Annotated in this window: 23 protein-coding genes and 1 tRNA gene; 9 read left to right on the plus strand and 15 right to left on the minus strand. The window is 41.6% G+C overall.

The window, feature by feature from the left end:
• The first annotated feature begins 315 nt into the window (after positions 1 to 315).
• Positions 316 to 1,572, plus strand: coding sequence for an arginine deiminase family protein (locus B3L97_RS07270; protein WP_024822017.1), 1,257 nt, complete (start codon positions 316 to 318; stop codon positions 1,570 to 1,572).
• A 16-nt stretch (positions 1,573 to 1,588) separates the two neighbouring features.
• On the opposite strand, the gene larA is transcribed toward B3L97_RS07270, so the two are convergent.
• The 6 genes from larA to B3L97_RS07300 form a co-directional block, all read right to left on the minus strand.
• Entirely contained in the window at positions 1,589 to 2,878 is a 1,290-nt protein-coding gene (larA, locus tag B3L97_RS07275; protein WP_024822016.1) for a nickel-dependent lactate racemase, read from the minus strand.
• A 418-nt stretch (positions 2,879 to 3,296) separates the two neighbouring features.
• Positions 3,297 to 4,400: a pyridoxal phosphate-dependent aminotransferase gene (locus tag B3L97_RS07280; protein ID WP_024822015.1), complete on the minus strand. Its 1,104-nt coding sequence runs from the start codon at positions 4,398 to 4,400 to the stop codon at positions 3,297 to 3,299.
• Positions 4,387 to 5,598 (minus strand): hypothetical protein, encoded by a 1,212-nt coding sequence (locus B3L97_RS07285; RefSeq protein WP_286934686.1) that lies wholly within the window; start codon positions 5,596 to 5,598, stop codon positions 4,387 to 4,389. Before B3L97_RS07285 ends, B3L97_RS07280 begins: the two co-directional genes overlap by 14 nt.
• Before the next feature lie 512 nt (positions 5,599 to 6,110).
• On the minus strand, positions 6,111 to 6,335 hold the full coding sequence (locus tag B3L97_RS07290; protein ID WP_286934688.1) for a hypothetical protein: 225 nt from the start codon (positions 6,333 to 6,335) through the stop codon (positions 6,111 to 6,113).
• Between the two features lie 79 nt (positions 6,336 to 6,414).
• Positions 6,415 to 6,630, minus strand: a complete 216-nt coding sequence (locus tag B3L97_RS07295) for a helix-turn-helix transcriptional regulator (protein ID WP_286934689.1) — start codon at positions 6,628 to 6,630, stop codon at positions 6,415 to 6,417.
• A 200-nt stretch (positions 6,631 to 6,830) separates the two neighbouring features.
• Positions 6,831 to 7,076 (minus strand): helix-turn-helix domain-containing protein, encoded by a 246-nt coding sequence (locus B3L97_RS07300; protein ID WP_286934690.1) that lies wholly within the window; start codon positions 7,074 to 7,076, stop codon positions 6,831 to 6,833.
• 190 nt (positions 7,077 to 7,266) lie between these two features.
• On the opposite strand from B3L97_RS07300, the gene B3L97_RS07305 reads away from it, so the two are divergent.
• From B3L97_RS07305 to B3L97_RS07335, 7 genes are all read left to right on the plus strand, one after another.
• Positions 7,267 to 7,947 (plus strand): XRE family transcriptional regulator, encoded by a 681-nt coding sequence (locus B3L97_RS07305; RefSeq protein WP_286934926.1) that lies wholly within the window; start codon positions 7,267 to 7,269, stop codon positions 7,945 to 7,947.
• A 38-nt stretch (positions 7,948 to 7,985) separates the two neighbouring features.
• Positions 7,986 to 9,323 carry a S1C family serine protease gene (locus B3L97_RS07310; protein ID WP_286934691.1) on the plus strand — a complete coding sequence of 446 codons (1,338 nt, stop codon included), beginning with the start codon at positions 7,986 to 7,988 and terminating at the stop codon, positions 9,321 to 9,323.
• Positions 9,324 to 9,337: 14 nt separating this feature from the next.
• Positions 9,338 to 9,814 (plus strand): hypothetical protein, encoded by a 477-nt coding sequence (locus B3L97_RS07315; RefSeq protein ID WP_286934693.1) that lies wholly within the window; start codon positions 9,338 to 9,340, stop codon positions 9,812 to 9,814.
• 141 nt (positions 9,815 to 9,955) lie between these two features.
• Positions 9,956 to 10,795, plus strand: a complete 840-nt coding sequence (locus B3L97_RS07320) for a hypothetical protein (RefSeq protein WP_286934695.1) — start codon at positions 9,956 to 9,958, stop codon at positions 10,793 to 10,795.
• A gap of 108 nt (positions 10,796 to 10,903) precedes the next feature.
• Complete coding sequence (locus B3L97_RS07325) at positions 10,904 to 12,292, plus strand: viroplasmin family protein (protein ID WP_286934696.1); 1,389 nt, start codon at positions 10,904 to 10,906, stop codon at positions 12,290 to 12,292.
• A gap of 12 nt (positions 12,293 to 12,304) precedes the next feature.
• Positions 12,305 to 12,679, plus strand: a complete 375-nt coding sequence (locus B3L97_RS07330) for a type II toxin-antitoxin system RnlB family antitoxin (RefSeq protein ID WP_286934697.1) — start codon at positions 12,305 to 12,307, stop codon at positions 12,677 to 12,679.
• Positions 12,676 to 13,953 carry a tetratricopeptide repeat protein gene (locus B3L97_RS07335; protein ID WP_286934698.1) on the plus strand — a complete coding sequence of 426 codons (1,278 nt, stop codon included), beginning with the start codon at positions 12,676 to 12,678 and terminating at the stop codon, positions 13,951 to 13,953. Before B3L97_RS07330 ends, B3L97_RS07335 begins: the two co-directional genes overlap by 4 nt.
• 85 nt (positions 13,954 to 14,038) lie before the next feature.
• Here B3L97_RS07335 and B3L97_RS07340 read toward each other — a convergent pair whose 3' ends face one another.
• The 5 genes from B3L97_RS07340 to B3L97_RS07360 form a co-directional block, all read right to left on the minus strand.
• Positions 14,039 to 15,181, minus strand: coding sequence for a tyrosine-type recombinase/integrase (locus B3L97_RS07340; RefSeq protein ID WP_286934699.1), 1,143 nt, complete (start codon positions 15,179 to 15,181; stop codon positions 14,039 to 14,041).
• A gap of 172 nt (positions 15,182 to 15,353) precedes the next feature.
• Positions 15,354 to 15,446 (minus strand) — tRNA-Ser (locus B3L97_RS07345).
• Positions 15,447 to 15,678: 232 nt separating this feature from the next.
• Entirely contained in the window at positions 15,679 to 16,125 is a 447-nt protein-coding gene (gene tadA, locus B3L97_RS07350; RefSeq protein WP_286934927.1) for a tRNA adenosine(34) deaminase TadA, read from the minus strand.
• Entirely contained in the window at positions 16,118 to 17,701 is a 1,584-nt protein-coding gene (locus B3L97_RS07355) for a nitrilase-related carbon-nitrogen hydrolase (RefSeq protein WP_286846817.1), read from the minus strand. Before B3L97_RS07355 ends, tadA begins: the two co-directional genes overlap by 8 nt.
• Before the next feature lie 15 nt (positions 17,702 to 17,716).
• Complete coding sequence (locus B3L97_RS07360) at positions 17,717 to 18,175, minus strand: YhcH/YjgK/YiaL family protein (protein ID WP_156923343.1); 459 nt, start codon at positions 18,173 to 18,175, stop codon at positions 17,717 to 17,719.
• Positions 18,176 to 18,379: 204 nt separating this feature from the next.
• Here B3L97_RS07360 and B3L97_RS07365 point away from each other — a divergent pair, with 204 nt between their 5' ends.
• Positions 18,380 to 18,880: a hypothetical protein gene (locus B3L97_RS07365; protein WP_286846820.1), complete on the plus strand. Its 501-nt coding sequence runs from the start codon at positions 18,380 to 18,382 to the stop codon at positions 18,878 to 18,880.
• Between the two features lie 146 nt (positions 18,881 to 19,026).
• Here the strand turns inward: B3L97_RS07365 and B3L97_RS07370 are convergent, their stop codons facing one another.
• The 4 genes from B3L97_RS07370 to B3L97_RS07385 are packed head-to-tail and all read right to left on the minus strand — an operon-like array spanning position 19,027 to position 22,015.
• A complete protein-coding gene (locus B3L97_RS07370) occupies positions 19,027 to 19,986 on the minus strand; it encodes an ArsA family ATPase (protein ID WP_286846821.1) in 960 nt (319 codons plus the stop codon).
• A 14-nt stretch (positions 19,987 to 20,000) separates the two neighbouring features.
• Complete coding sequence (locus tag B3L97_RS07375) at positions 20,001 to 20,309, minus strand: hypothetical protein (protein ID WP_024822007.1); 309 nt, start codon at positions 20,307 to 20,309, stop codon at positions 20,001 to 20,003.
• A 26-nt stretch (positions 20,310 to 20,335) separates the two neighbouring features.
• The gene (locus tag B3L97_RS07380; RefSeq protein ID WP_024822006.1) at positions 20,336 to 20,527 is read right to left on the minus strand and encodes a 2-hydroxymuconate tautomerase; all 192 of its coding nucleotides are present in this window, start codon (positions 20,525 to 20,527) and stop codon (positions 20,336 to 20,338) included.
• A 54-nt stretch (positions 20,528 to 20,581) separates the two neighbouring features.
• Positions 20,582 to 22,015, minus strand: coding sequence for an NAD(P)/FAD-dependent oxidoreductase (locus B3L97_RS07385; RefSeq protein ID WP_286934700.1), 1,434 nt, complete (start codon positions 22,013 to 22,015; stop codon positions 20,582 to 20,584).
• Positions 22,016 to 22,119 lie beyond the last annotated feature (104 nt).

The raw sequence follows: 22,119 nt of genomic DNA on the forward strand, positions 1-22,119 counted from the left end.
TGCTGCAAGGAATCTTACTGATATGTTATTTACTGTAAGCTTCTTCGTGAGACAGAGGTACCGTTCGTTTCCGACTGGTGGAAACGCGCAATTGGCTGTAAGCTTCTTCTTGGGGCAGAGAGACCGCTCGTTTCTTCCGATTAGCAGATGGAGGACATTATTTCATACACATGTTTTATTCGTATTATGTCTAAGAAGAAAGAGAATAAAAAAATAATTTGTTAGACCCAAAATTCAGATTGCTGAAAAAGGCAAAGGGTGATAGTCTTTCCCCGGATTATTTTTTGACTACAGGAAGGGATGGAGATATCTCGGATGAAAATTCAAGTGAATTCAGAAATTGGAAAGCTCAGAGCGGTGATGATGCAATCTCCCGGTAAGGGCATTGAACGATGTACCCCTCTTAATATAGGATCTTTGGCCTGGGATTCTGTACCAAGTCCTCATAAAGCCGCAGAAGAGCATCAGAAGTGGGTAGAAGTAGTAGAACGCTTTGGAGCCAAAGTTTACCTTTTCGAGGATTTGCTTCGAGATGTTCTTGCTATCCCAGCCGTGAAAAAAGACCTCATTGCTCAGATAGTTAAAACCGAACAATCTTTTATAACGCAGCAAACGATGAGTGTACTGCAAGAATATTTGTTGAGCCTTCCTCCCGCAAAGCTAGTAGATCAACTTTTCTTTGGAATGACAAAAGAAGAACTGAATAAGGCGACTCACGAAGTTTCTCTTGTAGATCTCGTGGATATGGGAACACACATGTGGAGCCTATTCCCTATGTCAAATATCCTTTATTCCCGAGATTCTGCTGCCGTGCTGGGGGATGGCGTCGTTTTCTGTAAAATGTTCAATCGGGATCGCATTAAGGAGCCCTATTGCATTCGATCTATTCTTAGGAATCATCCAGATTTTAAAGATCTCGATTATAAAGTATGGTATGGAGAAGACCAAGGAGATACTACACCTGTGGAGGGTGGGAATATTCACTGCTATAGCCGAAACGTTTTTATTATCGGCATCAATGAACGTACCCATCCAGCTTCTATAGAAAAAATTGCCCAAAGGACAATGCAAAATGGCGAGATTACAGATGTTCTAGCACTTATGTTCGAAAATCCGCGGCTCAGCTCTACCGATTCTATTGGGCTTTCTGTACACGTGGATATGTTCCTGAACATGATCGATCACGATGCATTTCTTTTCTTCCCCTACATAGAAAAGAAGCTCACTGTGCTTCATATTACCCGGGGGAAGCAGGGACGCCTTCGGATTAAGAGAGAAAATTCCCTCTTTGGGGCTATTAAGAAAGTGCTGAAGTTAGACTCTTTGCGAATTATAAAAGTAGGTGGAGACGAAAGTGAAGCCATTGCATTTGCAGAGCAAAGAGCGGGGTCAGGAGGGAACACTTTCAATTTAGAGCCAGGGAAACTCTGTATTTGGGATCGCAATGTGGCCACAATAAAAGCTCTGGAAAAAGGCGGTATTGATGTGGTTACTATTGAGGCCGACGAACTTGTTAAAGGCGGCGGCGGACCTCGATGTTCCACTATGCCCCTCTGGCGCGATAATATTTAGGAGGGCTTTCGCCCTCCTATTTTTTTAGTTTAGGTAATGTATTAGCACCATGGGGCATAAGCCATGTTTTCAGCTGAGTCCCCTTTTTTTGGTAAACCATCTTTAAGGCCTCATCGAGGTTTTTCACTACCGTAATGCCCGTTCCCTTGAAATCGTCAGGGGACATTTCTGTGACTAAATAGAAATCCCAGTTCTCTGCCACATATCCAACTATGTACCCTATATATTTAGCGATCGTAAACTCGCGGCGTATCTCTTTTTCCCGCTCTACTGTGTTCGGGAATTGTTGAAGCATATATTGGACTTCATCGTTGCCATACCCTTCATTACAAGCACTTAATATGACAAGCGAGCCACCGTGGGGAGCCGCTTCCATAGCGTTAACAATCACTTTTGATGATTGATAGAAGTTAATGTCTTTCGGGTAGCCTCCTGCTGTGGCAATAACAAGCTCACCTAGCTCTGGAATAATGACGCCATCTTTCCGATCAACGATTTTGGTTCCCTCATAAAAAGCTTGTTTCCAATCTCCAGCTATGGCAAAAGCTATTTTCCCGTCGTTTCCTGGTATAACATTGAACAAGAAAGTGGGCTTCACCATCTCTGCTGCTTCCAGCATATCCAAATGTATGTAGTTATTCTCAAAATTCCCAGGCCGACAGTCCATGTTGCGCCCCTTCCCAGGTTCAGGATCTAAAACTCGAGCATGGTTCGACATGACAGTTTCATAGGAAGAAATACCCGGCAAAATTCCTTTACGGCCACCTCCCCATCCCGCCATAAAGTGATACCCGATAGCTCCCGTTATAACAATGTGGTCACATTCAAGAGCTTTTTTATTGACTTTAACAGGCGTACCGTAGGATGTAGTCCCAATATAAACCATGTCTTCATGTGCAAGACATTTATGATCCACTACAGTAAATCTTTTTGACAATTCTTCCCCCAAAAGCTGGCTATGCTCTTCAGGCGTTTGTTCTCTATGAGTTCCCGTAGCACTTAGAAAGAGAATATCTTCGTCTCGTATCCCTGCTTTGTTCAGTTCATCAACTATAAAAGGCAAATAGACCCACATTCGCTGCCACGCCCTGGTTATATCTGACACTATTATGCATACTGAATCGCCAGGTTTTACCAGTTCTCCCAATCGGGGTGAGCCAATAGGATTTTCGAGGGCACGACGTATAATTTCCTCTTCGGAGCCCTCTGAGGCAAGTGATTCGCTATCTATTACTCCGAGTAGATTGTTGGAGGGAATAGAAAATTCCACACTTTTCTTCCCATAATTCATGGCGTATGAATACATTTAAAATCCTCCTTATGCTGAAAAGCAAGATATGTATAAAGTAAGTCCAGCGCTGCGTATATGTTATGTCGCCTATAGCTCATCCAGGATTTGGAACAATGGTCACCTCCTATCGTGTTCTGGAACGCTTTACCTGCTTTGGATATTCAGATATAAAAAAGCCGAAACCCTATACAAGGTCTCGGCCGCTCTACTTATAGAGTTATTACGCTACCACTTGAGGGTAGGACCGACGTGTAGAAGAAATACAATTAGCATCAACATTTTACATATGGTCCCTCCTCTTTGTGTAGATTTGTATTTACATTGTATTGGTTCGCGATGTTATCAAAGCTTCGAGTTTTTGTAAAGGACAAAACAGAAAGAAACTTCTATCAAATTAAAGATAGTTGAACAGAACATTGTTATATTAGTGACATTAGTGATTCCCTCTATCAAGACATTCAAAGAAGTCTGAGGCCTTTGACGGCGTTGCTATTCGTACATAGTTTTTCCCCAAATTGGGATAATCTTCCCCTGATCGTACACCAATTCCTTTCATAGCGAGAGAGGAAGCCAGATGTATGCAGGGGGAATTCAGAGACACGAGCAATATGGGGCAATGATTATACGTGTTTGCCACAGAATATCCTCTCTCTTTAAGTCCTGCAATCAGCTTCACCTTCTCCTCTCCTACCAACTTTCGGACTTGCTCCAAGACAGCTCCACCTCGCAAGGCTTCCCTCGCTAAAAGGGTGCTTACAGAAGAGACAGGGAAAGGGAGGTTCACTTTATCGTAGTATTTCCAGAGGTCCTCACTAAAAACTCCATAACCGACACGAGTTCCTGCAAAATGGAAGCCTTTTGTAAGGGTTCTGGTTACAATGAGATTTTTATATTTTGATATAAGTTGCATGGCTGAAGCATCTTTAGGAGCATAATCTCCATAGGCTTCGTCGACTACCACCACAACCCCAAGGTCACGAGCTCGAGCTACAAGTGCTTCTATTTGATCAAGAGGAATAAGCTGCCCCGTCGGATTATTAGGGTTATCTATGTAAAGTAAGGTCTGTTCCTTTTTTAGTGCATCAAGTAAAGAGTTCACGTGGAAAAGGAAGTTCTCTTCTCGTTTCATCGGAACAGCTTCAAAACGAGCCCCAGACACTCGAACCTCTGTAATATATTCAACGAACTGCGGCGTATACCCTAAAACAGTCGCGCTTTCATCAAGAAAGATTTTATTGATTCTTTCCAGAACTTGCATTGATCCGCAACCAATTTTTACCTGCTCTTCTTTGATATCTGCATACTCTTTCCAGTAGCGACAAATTTCTTCTGACAAAGCTTTATACGAAGTATCCCCCGTTTCCCACATGTTTGTTATCCAATCGTAGCCACGGATAAACGCTTCAACTTCAGGAGCGTGTGGCAACGTCGATTCAAGACCATTGCAATTCAATTTTATAGAATGCACTCCGTCTTCATGAATGTAGCTTCCACGTTCAAAATCTCTTAAATGATGCCGAACTTTAGGGCTCCACATGAACCTTCACCTCCTCTAGGTTTTGGGAAATAGATACAGGTGCTATTTCTTTTCCTCTCAAACGCATAAGACCAACTGTCACCAGAGGCAAAACCATAACAAAAAGAAAGTACCAGGCCATAAAGGAATATCCACGCGCAATAAGTGCCACGAGCCCAACCTTAGCACTGATAAAACATACAACTAATACGAAAAAACCCACAAGGCCTCTCTTTCGAGGAGACATTTCCCGACCTTTCTCCTGATAGACCGAATTGATACGCTCGTTGAGGCCATGTACGAAGCCTGTAATTGTTTCTATGCTCGTTCCGAAAAGCATTAATACATAGGCAGAAAGAAGAACGCCTCCACCAAGATCATTTTTGAGGATGCTGAAGACAGGAACCGGATCCTGTAAAATTGAAGGATAGGCAGGAACCATAGCTAGATACTCAATACTGGCAGGAATCATCATTACGATGGACGAAACAATGCCATTTATAACAGCATCGCGCCTCGTTTTAATTGTATCTTTCAACGCATAAAGGACAAGCAAAAAAGACACCATGTTATAAAGTGTATATTTTATGCCTCCCATAACCCAATTGGTGTTTTCTGTAATGTCGTGATTTCGAAGCATATTTCCAAAGACCCCGTCCATTCCAAAATGACGAATTGCAACAGCGAGAAAAATAAACATTACTGCATAGAGATAGAAAGACCAATATGAAAGAATAGTGGAAATCGCTTTTCCACCAGCGAAAAGAAGCGCAGAAGTCCCCACAAGAAGAATCGTTACCCCTACCCAATAAGAAACGCCAAACCACTGTTGAAGAATAGTGCCTGCAGCAGAAGACAAAATACCACCTACAAGCACCACAAGGAAAATATAACCAACTTCAAAAACAAGCCAACTAGAACCTGGAAGCAAGCTTTGGAAAAAGCTGCGATAGTTATAAAGATGAAATTGACGAGCGTAATCAAAAGTCAGGATACCTATAAGGGCAAAGCAGAATGTGGAAACTGCCATACCATATAATCCCTGTAACAGTCCATGCATCATAAAAAACTCGACGAGTTCTCGTCCCGTAGCATAACCTCCGCCAATAAGCACAGATTGACATAAAAAACCAATCATGAGCCATCGGCTAAACCATTTAACCTGCGTGATATCAAGAAGTTGCGAAAGGATAGTTCCCTTCTGGGCATCCTCTTTCATCTTTCTCACCATCCTTTTCAGTAATAACTTATTAAAAAAGCTACATTCTGTCCCGGGAGCCGTCTCAGGTACGGTCATCTTATATTATTAAAGTGCTAATAAGAGCTATATACCCGTCACCTCTTTCTCGCTCTAAAGGTATAAAAAAAGGCGGAGCCCCTCCCGTGTAAGGAAAGGGGCCCCGCCCTAAAAGATCAACGCAACTAGGCGTCGATCCCAGGAGAGGGACCCACGCTAAAATAAAAATAAAAGAAACCGTCTCTATTCGTTGCCTGCTGAACAATCAGCTGGCTCTTTAGTATTTCATGAATTTTCTCTCTGTTCTTCATGGTATGGAAGATTACCATTTTTCCATATATCCGTCAAGATCTGCCATGTATATTTTATTACGTTCCGGAAAGTAACAGTAATAAGCCTTGCTTATCTTGTCAAAACCTACTATATGTATTTTATTACCAGGCAAGAAAGATATTTCCCATCCTCTATAGACTTGATCATAAAAAACAAACTCTCTAATGAAAAAGCGGCTCTTGCCATGGAATACACCCCGAAAGTTGGACGAGGAATCCAACATCTAGAGGTGCTGAACACCATAACAAGAGCCGCTTCGTTTTTCTGGCGGAGAGACGTTCCATCTCACCCACAGACACCTCGTGGCTGTACCGTGGATCGAGCCTCGACCGCTCGTCGGCACCGCAAAGGCTGTCCCGATAAGACCTGAGTTCCGTTTTCACCATCCAGAAGCCTCGCCCGTAATAGGGCCCGCGGACTGCCCCGTTCTGCGCGAGCAACCTCGCGAGCGATTGCCCTATCTTTTTAAGCATTTTCAGATGCCTCCTCTTCTATTTTTCTTACGAGAGCCTTAATATCCTGAACCCGCCACCCTACTGTGTTGCCTGTGATCCGTATGCCCTTCGGGAATCGTCCGTCACGAATTCCGTTGTACCAAGTGGCTGACGAGACCGGAATGATTTTAAGTACGTCTGGCAACCGCAAGAATCCGAACTCGGGCATAGTTACATCTCCTTCCACGTTGTCGCCTCCTTTCTTTACGCCTCGCTGTTACATCAGTGCTTCTGTTGCAGCTCTAGCAATCTCTGAAAAGAAATTTCTGAGATCTGGATCATCTGCCCTGCCGTTGTCGCCAATATCTTTCATGATTTCTTTCACGCCCTCTGGGTCGTATCTTTTAGCGGCTTCTTTTAGTATTTCTACAACCCTGCTGGCTTCTTCTAGATAGTCTCCGTTTCCCCGGCCTGAGTCTCCTCTCGCCGGGGCTGAGTAGGGTTTATCAGTTCGTCGACGGTGCAGTTAAATAAATCTGCCATTTTTTTGAGATTCTTAATTCCTGGGTCTACTTCATGTGCAAGATTATCGGATTCCCATCTATAAATCGTGTTTTCTGTAACGCCCATAGCTGCAGCAAGCTGAATCTGCGTCATTTTTTTCTTTTTTCTTTGAACTGAGATACCTTTCAAAGGATCGCCCCCCTCTTTAATTTTCTTCATACCCTTAACATAGTGCAGATATTACACTTAATATAATTATTAACCAACAGGACAAAAGCCCTATATCTACAATATATTAATGGTTCCTGCTTCTTTGGCATGAACTTTAGTCAGATTGAAGTTTGCCTTAATTGTGTGTAGAGTAATGTGGGTGATTAAAATGTCGTTAGGGAAAAGATTAAAGGCCCTGAGGAAGGCAAGAGGCTTTAAACAAAGAGATTTAGCAAAAGTTCTCGGCATTTCTGAGAATACTATGTATCGTTGGGAAGCCGACATGAACACTCCATCTGATGAAGACAAAAAACGCTTAGCCTCTATTCTTGGGACATCCCTTGCGTACCTTATGGGGGAAACAGACAATCCAATCCAAATAGGAAAAGACAACATTTTTAAAGACTACGACTTAATCCCTGTTGCTTTGATCTCCCCAGAACAAACGGCTTGTTGTGGAGCGGGACTAATTGATATGGACACTACTTATGAACCTGAAAAAATTCTTGTCTTATCCAGGCGGGAACTTGGGGAATACGATCCCAGTTGCCCGCCCTATGCGATTCATACAGACGGAATTTCTATGGAAGGGTTTGGCATCCCTAGCGGTTCTATCGTTTTCATTAATCCACGGGAGGAATTGAATTCCTTTGATATTTGTCTGATCTGCTATTATGGCCGGCTAGCCATCAAAAAAATTATTTTTAAACCAGATGGAAGTTTCGAGATTTTTTCTGATTTGGAAGACGACAATCGGGAAATTTCCAAAGAAGAGTTTGATGGTGGACTCTTTGAAATTAGAGGAAAAGTAATCGCAATCCATAGCAGGCCGGGGCATGGGAGGTTCTAATCGCTCACAGTCCTAAAACAAGGGGGGGACAAAGAGCCATGAGAAGGAACATAAAATTATTATGGCTCATATTTCTCTTAGTGTTCGTAGCACAGAGGGCGGAAGCATTAACACCAATAGAGATATTTCAAAAATATTCGAAGTCTGTAGCAACAGTGTATTCTTTAGATAACGGAGAAAAAATTCACCAAGGCAGTGGCTTTTTCCTAGAAAAAAGCGGGCTTCTTCTCACTAACTATCATGTAATTCATGACTCTCAAGAAATAGCTGTCGAAACAGAAGATGGCGAGTTCTACATAGTTCGGGCAATTATAGCCCAGGATGCTGAAAAAGACCTTGCTCTCTTAGGTACAGCCACCCCATCTAACAAGATTGTTCCCGTTTCATTCGCTCCTAGCGTCCCCCCAACTGGTTCAGAAATTGTTACTATAGGAACCCCTGAAGGATTTTCCCATACGCTCTCTAATGGCATCTTATCTTCAGTAAAAAGGGGAAAAGATAGAGATATTGTCCAATTTACAGCACCTGTTTCTCCTGGTTCTAGCGGCAGTCCTCTATTCGATAAAAACGGACAGGTCATAGGAATAGTTACAGCACAAATGACTCAAGCGCAAAACCTGAATTTTGCGCTCACCAAAACTGCAATCATAGAATTTTTAAAAACACGCCCTAATAAAACAGACCGTGACATAGAGCTTGCAAAACGGAAAGAAGCTCCCAAAATATACCTTAGTGCTGTAAAGGGAGACATCCTCTACAGGGCAGGGGATTGTAAAGACACCTATTCATACAAGCTTAAGGCTCCCTTTAAGAGCACTCTACCAGGTTCCCTGGGGGTTCATTTCTGGTTTGAATTTACAGAGCCATGTTCTTTTAATTACGCATATGACCAAGATGGGGTAGAAATATATCTTCCCCCTGAAGGAGTAGCAAAAGCTACTTTTACAGGCATCAGTGTTATTTGCAAAGGCGACACGGTAGGTTTTTTCCGTGACCCCGAAACGGATGGATTCGGGTGGTTTGTGGACAATTCCAATTATAACGGTGGAATGTACACTATATGGACAAGAGCCTTTAAAGAAAGTGAATTCTTTAAATTTGATAAACGAAAAACGGTAGTTTGGCAAAAAAATGCCAAGGTAATAGTAATAACCTACGAAGGATATAACCCCAACACGGAGGACATTCTTTTTTTAGTGATAGATTCCCGACAGAGGAATGCTAGTCCTCAAACTATCACAGTAAATCGTGATAGACTTCCTGGTTATTTTGAATTAGCTAATGGAATTATTGACATTGATGCTTTAGAAATCAATAAGAACTTCCCATCTGAGGCAGTGTTACGTTACGACTGGGATAAAGAACCTGTATTCTAGGAGGGATTTAACCTATGTTAACGACAGCAATAATGGTGGGAGGACGAATCCTATCCGGGATTTTGCTATATTTTTCAGAAAAATGGATAGACGGTGGCTACCAAGAACTTAGTAGCTTTTTACGATGGATTTTATTCTTGCCTGTAACCTTTATCCGTCTCGTTCTTTTTGGTTTTTTTGTAACCTTTCAAAACGACAACGGGTTAAGTTACAATCTTAGCTTTTTAGTTAACGCTGTTTTTGTGATGTACTCCATAGGGAGGACGATACCGCTAGGAAAGAAAATCATACCTATCGTCCTGTCAATAATTTGGATTATATTAGATATAACCCCAGTTTTTTTAATGGCTTCTGGCGCTAATACACATTACCCTACAAGCGAAGCCCACCCCTTTTGCTATATCGCTCAAGTTATATCCCTTGTTATTTTCTCTTGGTGGTGGTTTAAAACACCTAAAGAAAAGCTGTACTCTTCAGGCTGGTGGTCTTAATGAGGCAACGATATCTCCTCCCACTCATCCCCGCCCTACTTCTCTTCGGCTCCCTTATAAACGGTTGGCCATACGCCATGCTCAAGGTGCCGTCCGCCAAGGTGAAAAAGAATCTTCACATAGAAAAGGAAGGGGATTGTAATGGATTTCATATCTCAACATCCAAATTACAAAGGTTACAGCAGTTCTGATTTTTATGTTTCTGAACTACCCCCTAACATGGGCTCTGCACTTCAAGGATATATTCTAACTCAAAGCAAACGTAACGAAAAACTTCTTAAGATGGCTATTAACGAAATAGCAAGCTTCACTCTAGACGATCTAACCACCAACTGGGGGTGGGATTTCCTTTGTGATGAATTACCCTGCCGCACGAACAAACTATGTAATTTACCTTTACATAAGGTAATGGATTTCTTTACTAGCATTTGCTCATCTCAAGAACTTAATTTCTCCATAGACAGTTTAAATGCGTTATTTGATGAGCTCAAATTTGGCTATACCCTAACGTTGGAAGGTTCTAGTTTCTATAGTAAAAATTTTATTTGGGAAATACGCGAGGAAGTTTCTTCTAACACAGAAAGTATTGAAACGGTGTTACCTCTTGTAAAAGATATTTGTTCTCAAACACTTGACCATTTGAAACAAGCACAAGAACATCTGCTGAACAAAGGTAGTTCCCGGGATGACAAGGATGCGATAAGAGATTGTTTATCTGCCATGGAAACACTATTAAAAAAACTGGCAAATAAAAACAATATCGGCGATGCAACAAAAAAAATGCTGAGCGAAGGAATATGGGGACAAGGCAAGATAGTAAATGATGGTCTTTCGATTTGGGAACTCATGCATAAAACTTACCCTGATGTTAGACATGGCAACCCTAAAGAATCGACTATTACAGACGAAGAAGCTCTATATTGGATAGAGAGAATAATGTGTTTTGTTAAATATATATCCAGAATGCATCGAAAAAATTAATCACTTGGAATAAATACATAGATTGAGGCACAATAAAGTCTATTGGAAGTCAAATTTAAATTGCGTATTACTACGCAACATTCAAAATATTTATTGGAGGCGAGTATTATGGCAAAGAACAACTTTTATGCGGTTAAAACTGGGCATGAAACTGGAATATTTACTTCTTGGCCAGAATGCAAGGTAGCTGTCGAAGGATATTCAAGTCCAGACTATAAAGGATTTCAAACCGAAAAAGAAGCTTTAGCTTATTTGGCTGATGAGGATATATACCTAGAACAGATTAAAGATGATTTAGCCAACGGATATGTTGTAGCTTACACTGACGGTAGTTACGATGAGGCAAGTAATAATTATGCGTACGGTGTATGTATCTTTGATCATGAATGTAACGAGATAGCTTTGTGTAACAAGATTGGCTATAAAGACTTTGCAGCTAGTCGTAATATCGCAGGCGAAGTATTTGCCGTTATTACAGCCCTGGATTGGGCAGTATCAAATGGTTACGATAAAATTAAAATTTATTATGATCTTGAAAACATCGGGAAATGGGCTACTGGTGAATACGATGCCAAGAGCAAAATAGCAAAATTCTATGTATCAAAGTTGGAAAAACAATTTAAAGAATATATAAAGTATGAATTTATAAAAGTGAAAGCTCATAGCAATAACCCATATAATGAAAAGGCTGATACGTTAGCTTCCAATGCGTTAAAAGGCAAACGTGAAATAATCAAAGGTGCAAATTCCTTTTCAGTCCTCAATTTCGAAAAGGGCGATTTGGAATCAATAATACAACTTATCGAAGAGGAGAACGAAGGGATTCAAAGCGAACGAAAAGACATTTTAGGTGGTAAGCAGATCAAGCTCAGCATTGAGCATGAGTCTGTTATGATAAAAATGTACAATAACAAAAGATTACTTGTCCAAGGTAAACCCAATATGGCATATCAAATTGTTTTAACGTATATTTCCGAATTGCTAGGCGAGAAAAAAATCATTCCGCTTGTCAAACAAGCTTATAGAATTAAAGTCGACCCAGACATAGTGAATTTCCACTATGGTCAGTTATGCCCCAACATTCCAAGTGGCTATAACGATAATATAAAAACGTTAATTAGACAAGCCATTATTAATCTAAATGGATGGTTTGAAGCTGAGGAATATGGGCAGTATGCTTTTCCTGCATTAAGAGCACTAGAGGGACATCTCAAATACTTGTTTGCGAAATATAACATTCGTATAACCAAACGTTTTGAACAATTTGACGGCAACCCTACAAGAGGTTATGTATTAAACGGAGAAATTGGGATTCCCGCCCCATATAGTACAAACATTGAGAAATGTTATAATTTCTACAATAAAACTCGGCATCAAATTTTTCACTTCGGCGACGTATTCAAGGATACAGACAACACTATGATGATAACATCTAAAGATGAGATAAATACTATAATACGTGACACGTTGGAATTAATAAACAATACGGTATATTAAGGGTGGTCAAAAATGGAAAATGCAATCAATTATTATAAAACTTATTATTTGTCTTCAGGAGTTTATGATTGTCTGGTGGTCTGCTTATCTTATGAAAGCATTTTCACCTATATTGATGCTTTACAAGATGAGCTTAATAGCAAAGGCATTCGAAAAGGAAAAGTATTGATCGATCAATTATTAATCTCAGGAAACGGAAAAAATCGTTTTCTGTCGATAAACATTGACGATGGTACTTTTGTTTTAACTTCTGCCCAAAATGTAAGAGCAGACCACTTCTACCACCAATTAACTTCTTCTGAGTTAAAAAGGGATAAAGGTTTGCTTGATAATTCGATCCTTTCACCAAAACAAATCTCCTTGATTTTAGCGGGTTGTGTAATTTGACATATAAAGAATTGATGGATAATGCAGCTGAATATGAAAATAAGTGTGACTGGCCTTTCGCAATAGCTGCTTATAAGCAAATATATGACCAAACCCCTACATTGGCTGTAATTTCAAAGTTAGCATGGTGTTATTCCAGAAATAACGATTTCGAAGCAGCCAAAGCCGAATGTGCCAAATTGATTGAAAAAGACCCCCAAAATCCCAGATGGTTATATCTGTATGGTTATCAATTTTATATAGAGAAGAATTGGGCAGAAGCTGTAACATATTTTGAAAAAGCCTTAAAATATAATCCTGAATATTTTATTGTTCTTTATAGAATCGCATATGCTTATTTACAATTGGCCGGTGATTTTCTTAAACTTACCAAATCAGAATACTGGAAAGCAATAGGATACCTAAAGAAAGCACATCAGATTTGGGAGTCATCTTCATCGGAAAAGAAAAATACCCAAAAGAGTACTTATTATGATATTAACTTTCTCCATGGAAAAGCATTAATGTCAATCCCCAATCATAATAGCGAAGCAATTCGGCTATTTAAACAAGCATTGGCTTTGAAGGACGATCCTAATTGTCAGTATAATCTTGCTAAAGCTCTTTATTATGACAAGCAGTATGTACAAGCCAAACAAGTACTTCCTGATAGCCAAAAATATTACGTAGTGGAACTTTCTGCATATATTGAACATAAATTGGGCAACATTGAAGAATCATTAGCGATAGCTTTAAAATTGTTGCAAAAAAGGCCCAAGGATTATCTCCTTTGCTTTGTAGCCTATATAAAATTAGAAACCGGGAATTACCTAGAGGCGTATCAATATGTTCAAAAAGCTGTAGCGTATGATGCTAAAAATCATAAAAACTATTACGTGCTTGCCCAAACTTATTTCAAACTTGGACTGCTAAAAAAAGCACTCGAAGCGATAGTCAAAGCTGAAAGCTTAAAAAAGAAAAAATACAATAGTAGTTATAGAGAATGCGTGGAACTACGTGAACAAATTATTTCCGTTGTTCCTCCTGGATATGTTGAAGATACTCAACTCATTGCTTCCCTTGAAAATATTAATAGTGCTTCCTTTTACACTGGCACGATTGTCCAATATAACAACAAAAAGGGGTTTGGCTTTGTTTACATAAACCATCAACGTATTTTTGTCCATACTTCTAAATCTAACCATGGAGAATTATATGATGGCGCTAAAATACGATTTGAGGTTAAAGAAACGAAAAAAGGGAAACAAGCTATTAACATTAATGTCATAAAATAGCACTATCAAAGAATCAAACGGCTATACCCTTCGTCCATTCATTTGAAAACTCATCGAATTATTTAATCATTCCTTCGCTTCTTTTCTACTTCAACCCCTCCAGCCAACTCCCCCACCAGCCCATCATTTCTCGGCGCTGATCCAAGTACTCGGCATGATTGTACGCGGCCCGCACCGCATTCCGTTCTATATGGGCCAGCTGTCTTTCTATAACATCTGCCGGCCACCCGTGCTCGTTGAGAATCGTGGATGCCATGCTGCGAAATCCATGCCCTGTAAATTTCTCTTTTTCGTATCCAAGCCGTCGCAAAGCAGCATTTGCAGTTGCGTCACTCATAGGCCGATTAGGGTCTCTCACTGTAGGAAAAACGTACTTCGAACGCAAGCCCGTAACCGGATAAATTTCTTTTAAGACACTGATAGCCTGATCTGACAATGGAACGATATGCAGCCTCTTCATCTTCATTTTCTCGCCAGGTATTCTCCACTCTTGCCCCTGCAGATCAAATTCCACCCACTCGGCTTTTCTCAGCTCCCCTGGCCTCACAAACGTGTACGCTTGTAACAGTAAAGCACAACGCACAACAAGAGTGTCAAGGCTCTCTATAGCTCGCATAAGGGCACCTATTTCAACAGGATCAGTAATGGTAGGGTATCTATTGGAATTTACAGGGATGAGAGCTCCTTTGAGGTCTGCGGTAATATCGCGCTCTGTTACACCAGTGGCAATGCCATATCGAAAAACCTGGCCAATAATTTGCCTTACCCTATGCGCGCTTTCATATATTTCTCTGTCTTCCATTTCTCTCAGGAGTGCGAGTATCTCAGGAGGGGTTATGTCACCAATAGGTTTTTGCCCGATATGAGGGAAAACAAATCTTCGCAGTCTCGAAGTAACGGTTTCAATATGTCTTTGCGTTCTGATGGGTAATACCTGTTTCTCAAGCCATTCGTTGGCAACAGCTTCAAAGGTATTCGTAGCAATGACAGGTTGGCCAGTGCGCACTATAGATCTTTTTATTTGATCTCGAAGATCTCGGGCCTCTTTCAGCGAGATCTCAGGGTACGGTCCCAGAGATTTTTTATATTCTTTTTTATTAAGCCAATATCGAAGTCTCCAATATTTTTTCCCAGAAGGCATGACCTCGATATAAAGTCCATTGCCATCTGAAATCATATATCTCTTCTCTTTTGCCCTAGCCCTCCGAATCCCAGTATCTGTAAGCATTGCCAGCCACTCCTTTGTGTACGGTCGCTTTTTATGCCTGTGTACTGTTATGTGCACGGTTAGTACTTAGCTTCCCTTAATTGTAGATGGTCTGGGCTGGACTGTCAAAAGAAGAAAAACCCGCTTCATGAGCGGGTTTTTAGACTTCCTTGTAACCGGCTAGGCTATCAAATGGCGGAGAGGGTGGGATTTGAACCCACGAGACGGGTATGAGCCGCCTAATCGATTTCGAGTCGACCGCCTTCGACCACTCGGCCACCCCTCCGAATAAGCAAACGTGAGCATTATAGCCATTTTAACTATAGATGTCTAGATTCCGACACCTGTAAGGAAACCGTAAAGAATTATATCATAGCGCTTTTTGAGATTTTAAACGTATTAAGGAACCTTAATATTGTGCAGATACACTCCCTTGGCTATTTGGGATACAGGAACTGTGCAAATATCCGCTCTGTGAGCGCTCTCGAGATAAAATCTATCGTCTCTCAGGCGCAGCGCTAAGATCGGCGTTTCTCAAAAAAATCCCAGAGAAGTCGAGCGCTTTCTTGGGCAAGAAGCCCTTTTCTTATTTCACAACGATGGTTGAGCCGCTGGTCCTGTACAATGTTATAAAGAGTTCCACACGCACCTGTTCGAGGATCCGAAGCTCCATAAACCAAACGATCAATTCGGGCTAACACCATGGCGCCAGCACACATAGGGCAAGGTTCAAGAGTAACATAGAGTGTACACCCTTTCAGGTTCCAAGCACCTAGATGAGAAGCTGCCTGACGAATAGCTACAATTTCGGCGTGAGCCGTAGGGTCTGTATCTTTTACATTTCCACCATGCCCTATAATCTTCCCTGCTTTAACGACAATGGCCCCTACCGGAACTTCTCCCCTCGCCATAGCCTCTTTAGCTTCATCCAAGGCTTTCTTCATAAAAAATAAATCTTCATCCATCAATCTCTCTATCCTGCCTTTCTTTAAGTGCATTCAATGCGTTTTTATAGAAATTCGGCTGGCGTCCTGTCACAACATTCGTTCCAGGTATAACTGTTTTGTTATAGGCCTCCACAGGCACAATATATGAAGAAATACACTGATCTTTCCCGGGCAGAGCGGCGGCGAGTATAGCCCCTGAAGGAGAAATAATAAGGGAGCTATCTTCATCCGCCACAATATTCCGCATGAGGAAAACCTTATTTTCAGCTCCGCGACATTGAGCCACGTTTCGAGAAATTCTTTTTGGGAAGGAATCAGACCAAAGAAAAACTTGGGCTCCTTCCAGCATAAGACAACGGGCTTTTTCGGGAAGAGACATTTCGTCATCTACTATGAATCCCAAGCGACCAGCTTCTGTTTGAAAAACCATGGGATCATGATCATCCTGATACAAGGCAGGCCCGTAAAAATTATCTTTCGAGAAACCGACCATGGCTTTCCTCTCTTCTCCATTTAAGCGAGTTTTACCTGAAAGACATACAACTGTACCGGAGGAAAGAAGAGGCTGCAAATAATGTACGAGACGATCCAAAATCTCTGCCTCTCCGCTATCTGGTAAAAGGATAAGAGATGAATCCTGATCCTGAAGAATGCGAATCATTCGAGACGCTGAGGCAAAATAATGCTCTTCGTCGTACCAGGAGAACTGTGCTACCGAACAAAGCAGACCTGTAAAAGCCGTGAGCTCTTTTGTAAAAGAAAGAATAGGTAGCGACTCCAAGGAGCTTCCAAGTCTGGAGAAAAAGCAGTGTTCCGGATACAGACGGTGAGGAGGTAGGGTTATAGACGTATCTATAGCTGCTGTTATTACTTCCTCTTGATTAGGAGATGCTTCCGCTACAATGTGGCCATAAGGGTTAATGATACAGCTCCGCCCCGTGTTCAGAACGGTGTATGCTTCCAGACCAATTTTATCGCATACAATAATCCACACACCATTTTCATAGGCCCTGACAGGGAGCATGTATTCAATCTGGGGGTTATTTAATACGGTCGGATCTGAACCTGAAGTTACGAGATTCGTCATATCTATAATGACCTCCGCCCCTTTAAGGGACAGTATCCTGGCTATTTCAGGGGCACGGCCATCAGCACAAATCATGAGCCCTATCTTTCCTAGAGGCGTTTCAATTACAGGGAATTCTTCTCCTGGAGCCACATATTTAGAGTCGAAATGCCACAAATTAGACTTATATACTCTTCCTGCTATCTGGCCTTGTGGGTTCCATAAAACTCCAGCATTACGAAGCGATCTCCCCTGGAAAAGGTAAAGCCCCATGGCGACATAAACACCGTATAACGCTGCTTTCTCACCTATATGCTCCATAAGTTGGGGGGTTCTTTCATGAGCCAATTCTGCCGCTTCAGGATTTTCCCCCAGATAGTAGGCTGGCCAGGTGCATTCGGGAAAAACTATGAGATCTATATCATCCTTTTCGCATACTGTATCAATAGAGTCTAAAATTTCTTGCTCTGTTTGCAGGTACTGACTCACATTCCTTGCCTCCATTTGTACACAGGCGACACGGAACATAGCCCTTCCCCCTTTCTACAGTTGCACTTTTATAACTATCTTTCGTATATAGCTAGGTTCTCTACAAGAAACACATCCTTTATGGACGTCCTGAGGATAGAAAATAACGAAACGTCCTGGATAATTCTGGAAGTAGAGCCCTTCATGTCCATCATAGAGGGCAAAATCTCTGATTTCGTCGTAGGGAAGGACAAGATGCATGCTCTCGAGAGGGGCATATCCAAGCCACTCTTGACCAGAAAGAAGGCATTGAATATCAATATATTTACAGTGAGCTTCCCAAACCTGGGCCTCCTTCGGCTTTGTAGTAGCTGACTGGAGTATAGCAAAAACAGATGATCCTTCTATTTCATATTTCCCATCCTCCATTGCGGATGGATCAAAGGTTTTAAGAAACTCAAAAGCTCGCCGTATCCTCTCCCCCATGCAATAGTATGTGCTTGCATTCCCCAAAGTATCGAATATCAATTTCACCACTTTCCCTTCGTTGTTATATTTAATGATACAATCCAAACCATGATAGCGTACTCTAACGCGTAGGTGGCTCCCTTTGCTGGGCTGTGTAGACCGCACCTCTGCTGTGGAATTTCGTACTCTGGCGTAGAGGTGGCTTGCTTTGCCCTTATATTGGAAATGATACAATACTCTATGTAAAAAAGCAGGAAAGGAGCGTTATCTGTGCTTTCCAAAATACTAAATATATTTGGGATTCACCCTAAAAAGCTGGTACCCTTGTCTGCTGCTGATATTGTGCAACGTTCTCGAGAGGCCAATCACGTTTTAGAATGGAGCCGAGGGAAAAAACTCACTATATTTAATCCGCCTTTTTGGGGCATCCACCATATTTTCATCGATCACAAACTTCAACATGGAATGATCTGCGTCAAACAGGATCACTCGGCTTTCGTTTTTTACGGAAACGCTTATGGCCCCTACAGATGGGAAAAATATGACGATGATCTCAATGTAATTGACAGGGGTTTTATAGAGACCCAAGAACTCACGTGGCTCATTTACCAAGACTACATCATTTACAATGGCCCCATGCTTCCCGCTACAAACAAGCCCTATCATTGGGGACGAGTTATTCACGTAGACTCCTTCAGCGAGGAAATTGACAAGACATGGGCTCTCCATATTATTCCCTACATTAAAGAAACAGCCAACGACTGTCAGTAATGATTGTATTTATACATTGTTGCACTTAGCACTTAGCACTTACACAATATGAGGCTCATTGTCAGCTCTAAAGAGTTATACTCATTGAAACCGCTGCTTTATGAACTGCCGAGCGGTGCGTCGTTTCATGGCAAGCAGCAAAAGATTTATTTTAGCTCGTCGAGTTTTAAAATAAGAGGCGCTATTTGTTCCAATTGCTCTATTCCCTGTATATCCGAGTCAAGTAACGGTATATATGTTACTCCGAGGCCCCCAAATAATTCGTTAATCTGGCGGAGGTACTCTTCTTGTTTTTTTCTGCGCTTTTCAAAAAAAGAACCTGCTTCTTGAGGTATTATTTTATTTACAACAACACCTCCGATTGTAATGTTGTGCTTCTTTAGTATTTCTATGGCCCTTTTCGTTTCGATAATAGGTAGCTTTTCTGCGTTTAATACGAAATAAAAGGCTGTATGCTCACGATCTGTCAGGATTTTTCGGGCAAGAGCAAATTTGTCTCGCCTTAGTTGGAGCGTTTCTATGATAGGATCTTCTTTTATTTTTTCCTGAAGGTCTTTATCGTATCGTGCAGCAGCTTTCATAAGCTCCATTGCTTGAGCTCGCTTTTGGATGAGATGTTCAATCCATATTCCAAGAATTTCCGGGAGAGTAAGAAGTCGAAGGGTGTGCCCCGTAGGGGCTGTATCAAAAACAATAACATCGTAGGGGTTTCCTATGGTCTCCATAAGTTCGATGAACTTATCGAAAATTGCCGCTTCTTCCGCACCTGGCGACATATAGGCTATCTCTATTTGACGTTTAATTTCATCTACAATAGCAGCACTTACTATATTCAACATCTTGTCTTGAATAGCTTTCATATACTTTTTAGCTTCTTCTTCAGCATCAATCTCTATGCCCCAAAGGTTTTTACCTATAGGAACGACTTCCAAACCAATAGGCCTGTTAAAAGCATCTGCAAGGGAGTGGGCAGGATCAGTGGAGACTACTAATGTTTTAATGCCTCGCTGAGATAATGCCAAAGCATAGGCTGCAGCACATGTTGTTTTGCCCGTTCCACCTTTCCCTCCAAAAAAGGAGAACTGTCGCTTCACCACATCTGTCATAAAAAGAAGCCCCCTTAATCAAAATCGTATTGAGCCGCTTTCTCCGCGACAATAAATTTTCGGTTTTGCATTCTTCGTTCCCAAGGGATTAGATCTTCAGCGAAATAGGGGAGAACTTCTAACATGTAGTATGAAATCGGGTTGGGAATTCCCAAAAAATCTCCAAAAAGCAAGAGCATGAGGTTGTCGTTAACATCGAAAGCCTCTTTTCGAACCACTGCCATTCTTTTATTTACAAAAGTTCCATGTGTAAAAGCTTTTGACCAAAAAAGAACTTTCGAAAGAAAATTTTCTCCTTTCCTTTCGTCTTCTTCGCTAAACATTGTAGACACCTCTGCTTGATTAAAGATTACTTATCTCTATCTGAGGCCAATACTCCTGCTACAGCAAAGTCAGATTTCTTCATGTCTGTTATTATGATACGAACCTTTTCGGCCGGTACATCGAGACATGAACATATAGTCTGGGTCATTTCATGCACAAGTCGTCGTTTTTGCTCTACTGTTCTTCCCTCCAGAATATGCACGTTCACTATTGGCATGTGAATCCCCCTCACTTTATTTAAAAGTCAAACTATTATGTATTATACTCTTTTTTAATGAGTCATTGCTTCCTGCGCTGCAAAGAGAAGCATAAGATACGGATCTTCAACAGTATTATGGTAGGGAGAATGGACAAAATAATGAGAGAATAACTCAAAAACAGTTTCCCTTCGCGTAATAATATCGATAAAACGTTCCGTTAAGAAGAGAGGAGATTCTCCATCAATGACAACTTGGAATCCTATAATCTGCCCCTTTTTCAGTCCTTTTTCGTCAGTTGCAGAGACAATAATTTTCCAGAGCCCCTCCTTCCCGTTCGGCATAGCTTTTTCACGGGTATAATAGGGCAATGTAAGGGAAAAGGCCTGGATATCTGATGCATTTGCCAATTCCTCCGTCCACCCTACGCTCCCCCAATGAAGGTCGAGGATGGCGCTCAGACCCCAAACTGTTGCAGGCGGCAAAGACATGGTTTGCCCCATAATATTGAAAGATGCAACAAGTCCCTGACGCATAGCAAGAGTGCCTATAAGAGGCAAAATAGGGCGTCCCGTAACAGCATCCCTGATTTGAGCAGCGTCGCCAACAACATATATATCAGGATGGGATGACTGCATTCTTTCATTGACCACTATACCTCGCTCAACAGAGAGTCCAGCACTTTGAGCTAGTGTAACGTTGGGACGAACGCCTGTTGCGAAAACAACGCCATCAGTCTCTATCTCCCTACCATCAGAGAGGATTACCCTGTCTGGTTTGACTTCTGTCAGCTGAATATTTTTATAAACAGAGACTCCCCATTCAGAAAGACGGTCGTTGACCTTTTCTGCCATATCTTGATCCATGGCTGCAATAAGATGAGGCAAAGCCTCAACTAAAGTGACAGTGAGCCCTCTATCGTGAAGGGCTTCCACAACTTCTAGCCCTATAGCCCCACTGCCTACTACAACGGCTCGCCCACTCTTTTCTGCAAAAGCATCAAGTGCACGGGCATCGTCTGCCCCACGCATAACAAAAATATTTTCAGCTAATTTCTCTTTAGAAACATATTCGCGTCCAACCATAACTTCCGTCAGGTCTTGTTTATACCCTTCCTTATCTGATAAAAGACCCTTTACGGGAGGGATCCAGGGAACCGCACCAGGCGCGAGTAATACTTTTTCAAAATAAATTTCAAAGGGACCTTCTGTGCTCATTCCCCTTGCAATATGATTCTCTGCATCTAGCTCAGTTACAACGCCACGAATAGCATCCTCAACGATCTCAGGAGGCAAGCGATCCGAGTTCGCCAAGTCAACAACTTCTTCTTCGGGACCGCCTGGAATAAGTTTTCTCCCAACGCTATAAGGAAGCGAGCAAATGACAGTAGGATCCTCGTTCATCACAATGGAAAGGCTCTTTTCACCCATGCGTCGAAGTGCTATATACGAAAACCTTCCCCCCGGGCCCCCTCCGATAATGAGTACTCTTTTCTTTAATGTCAGCATAACTCCACCTCCGCAATGATTGTATATTAATTTTAACATACCTATCTGGGGTATATCAAGGGGTTACAAAAAAGCCCGGCTTTTCACCGGGCTCAAAAACCTTA

This window comes from Aminobacterium sp. UBA4834 (assembly GCF_002400205.1).
Lineage (GTDB): Bacteria > Synergistota > Synergistia > Synergistales > Aminobacteriaceae > Aminobacterium > Aminobacterium mobile.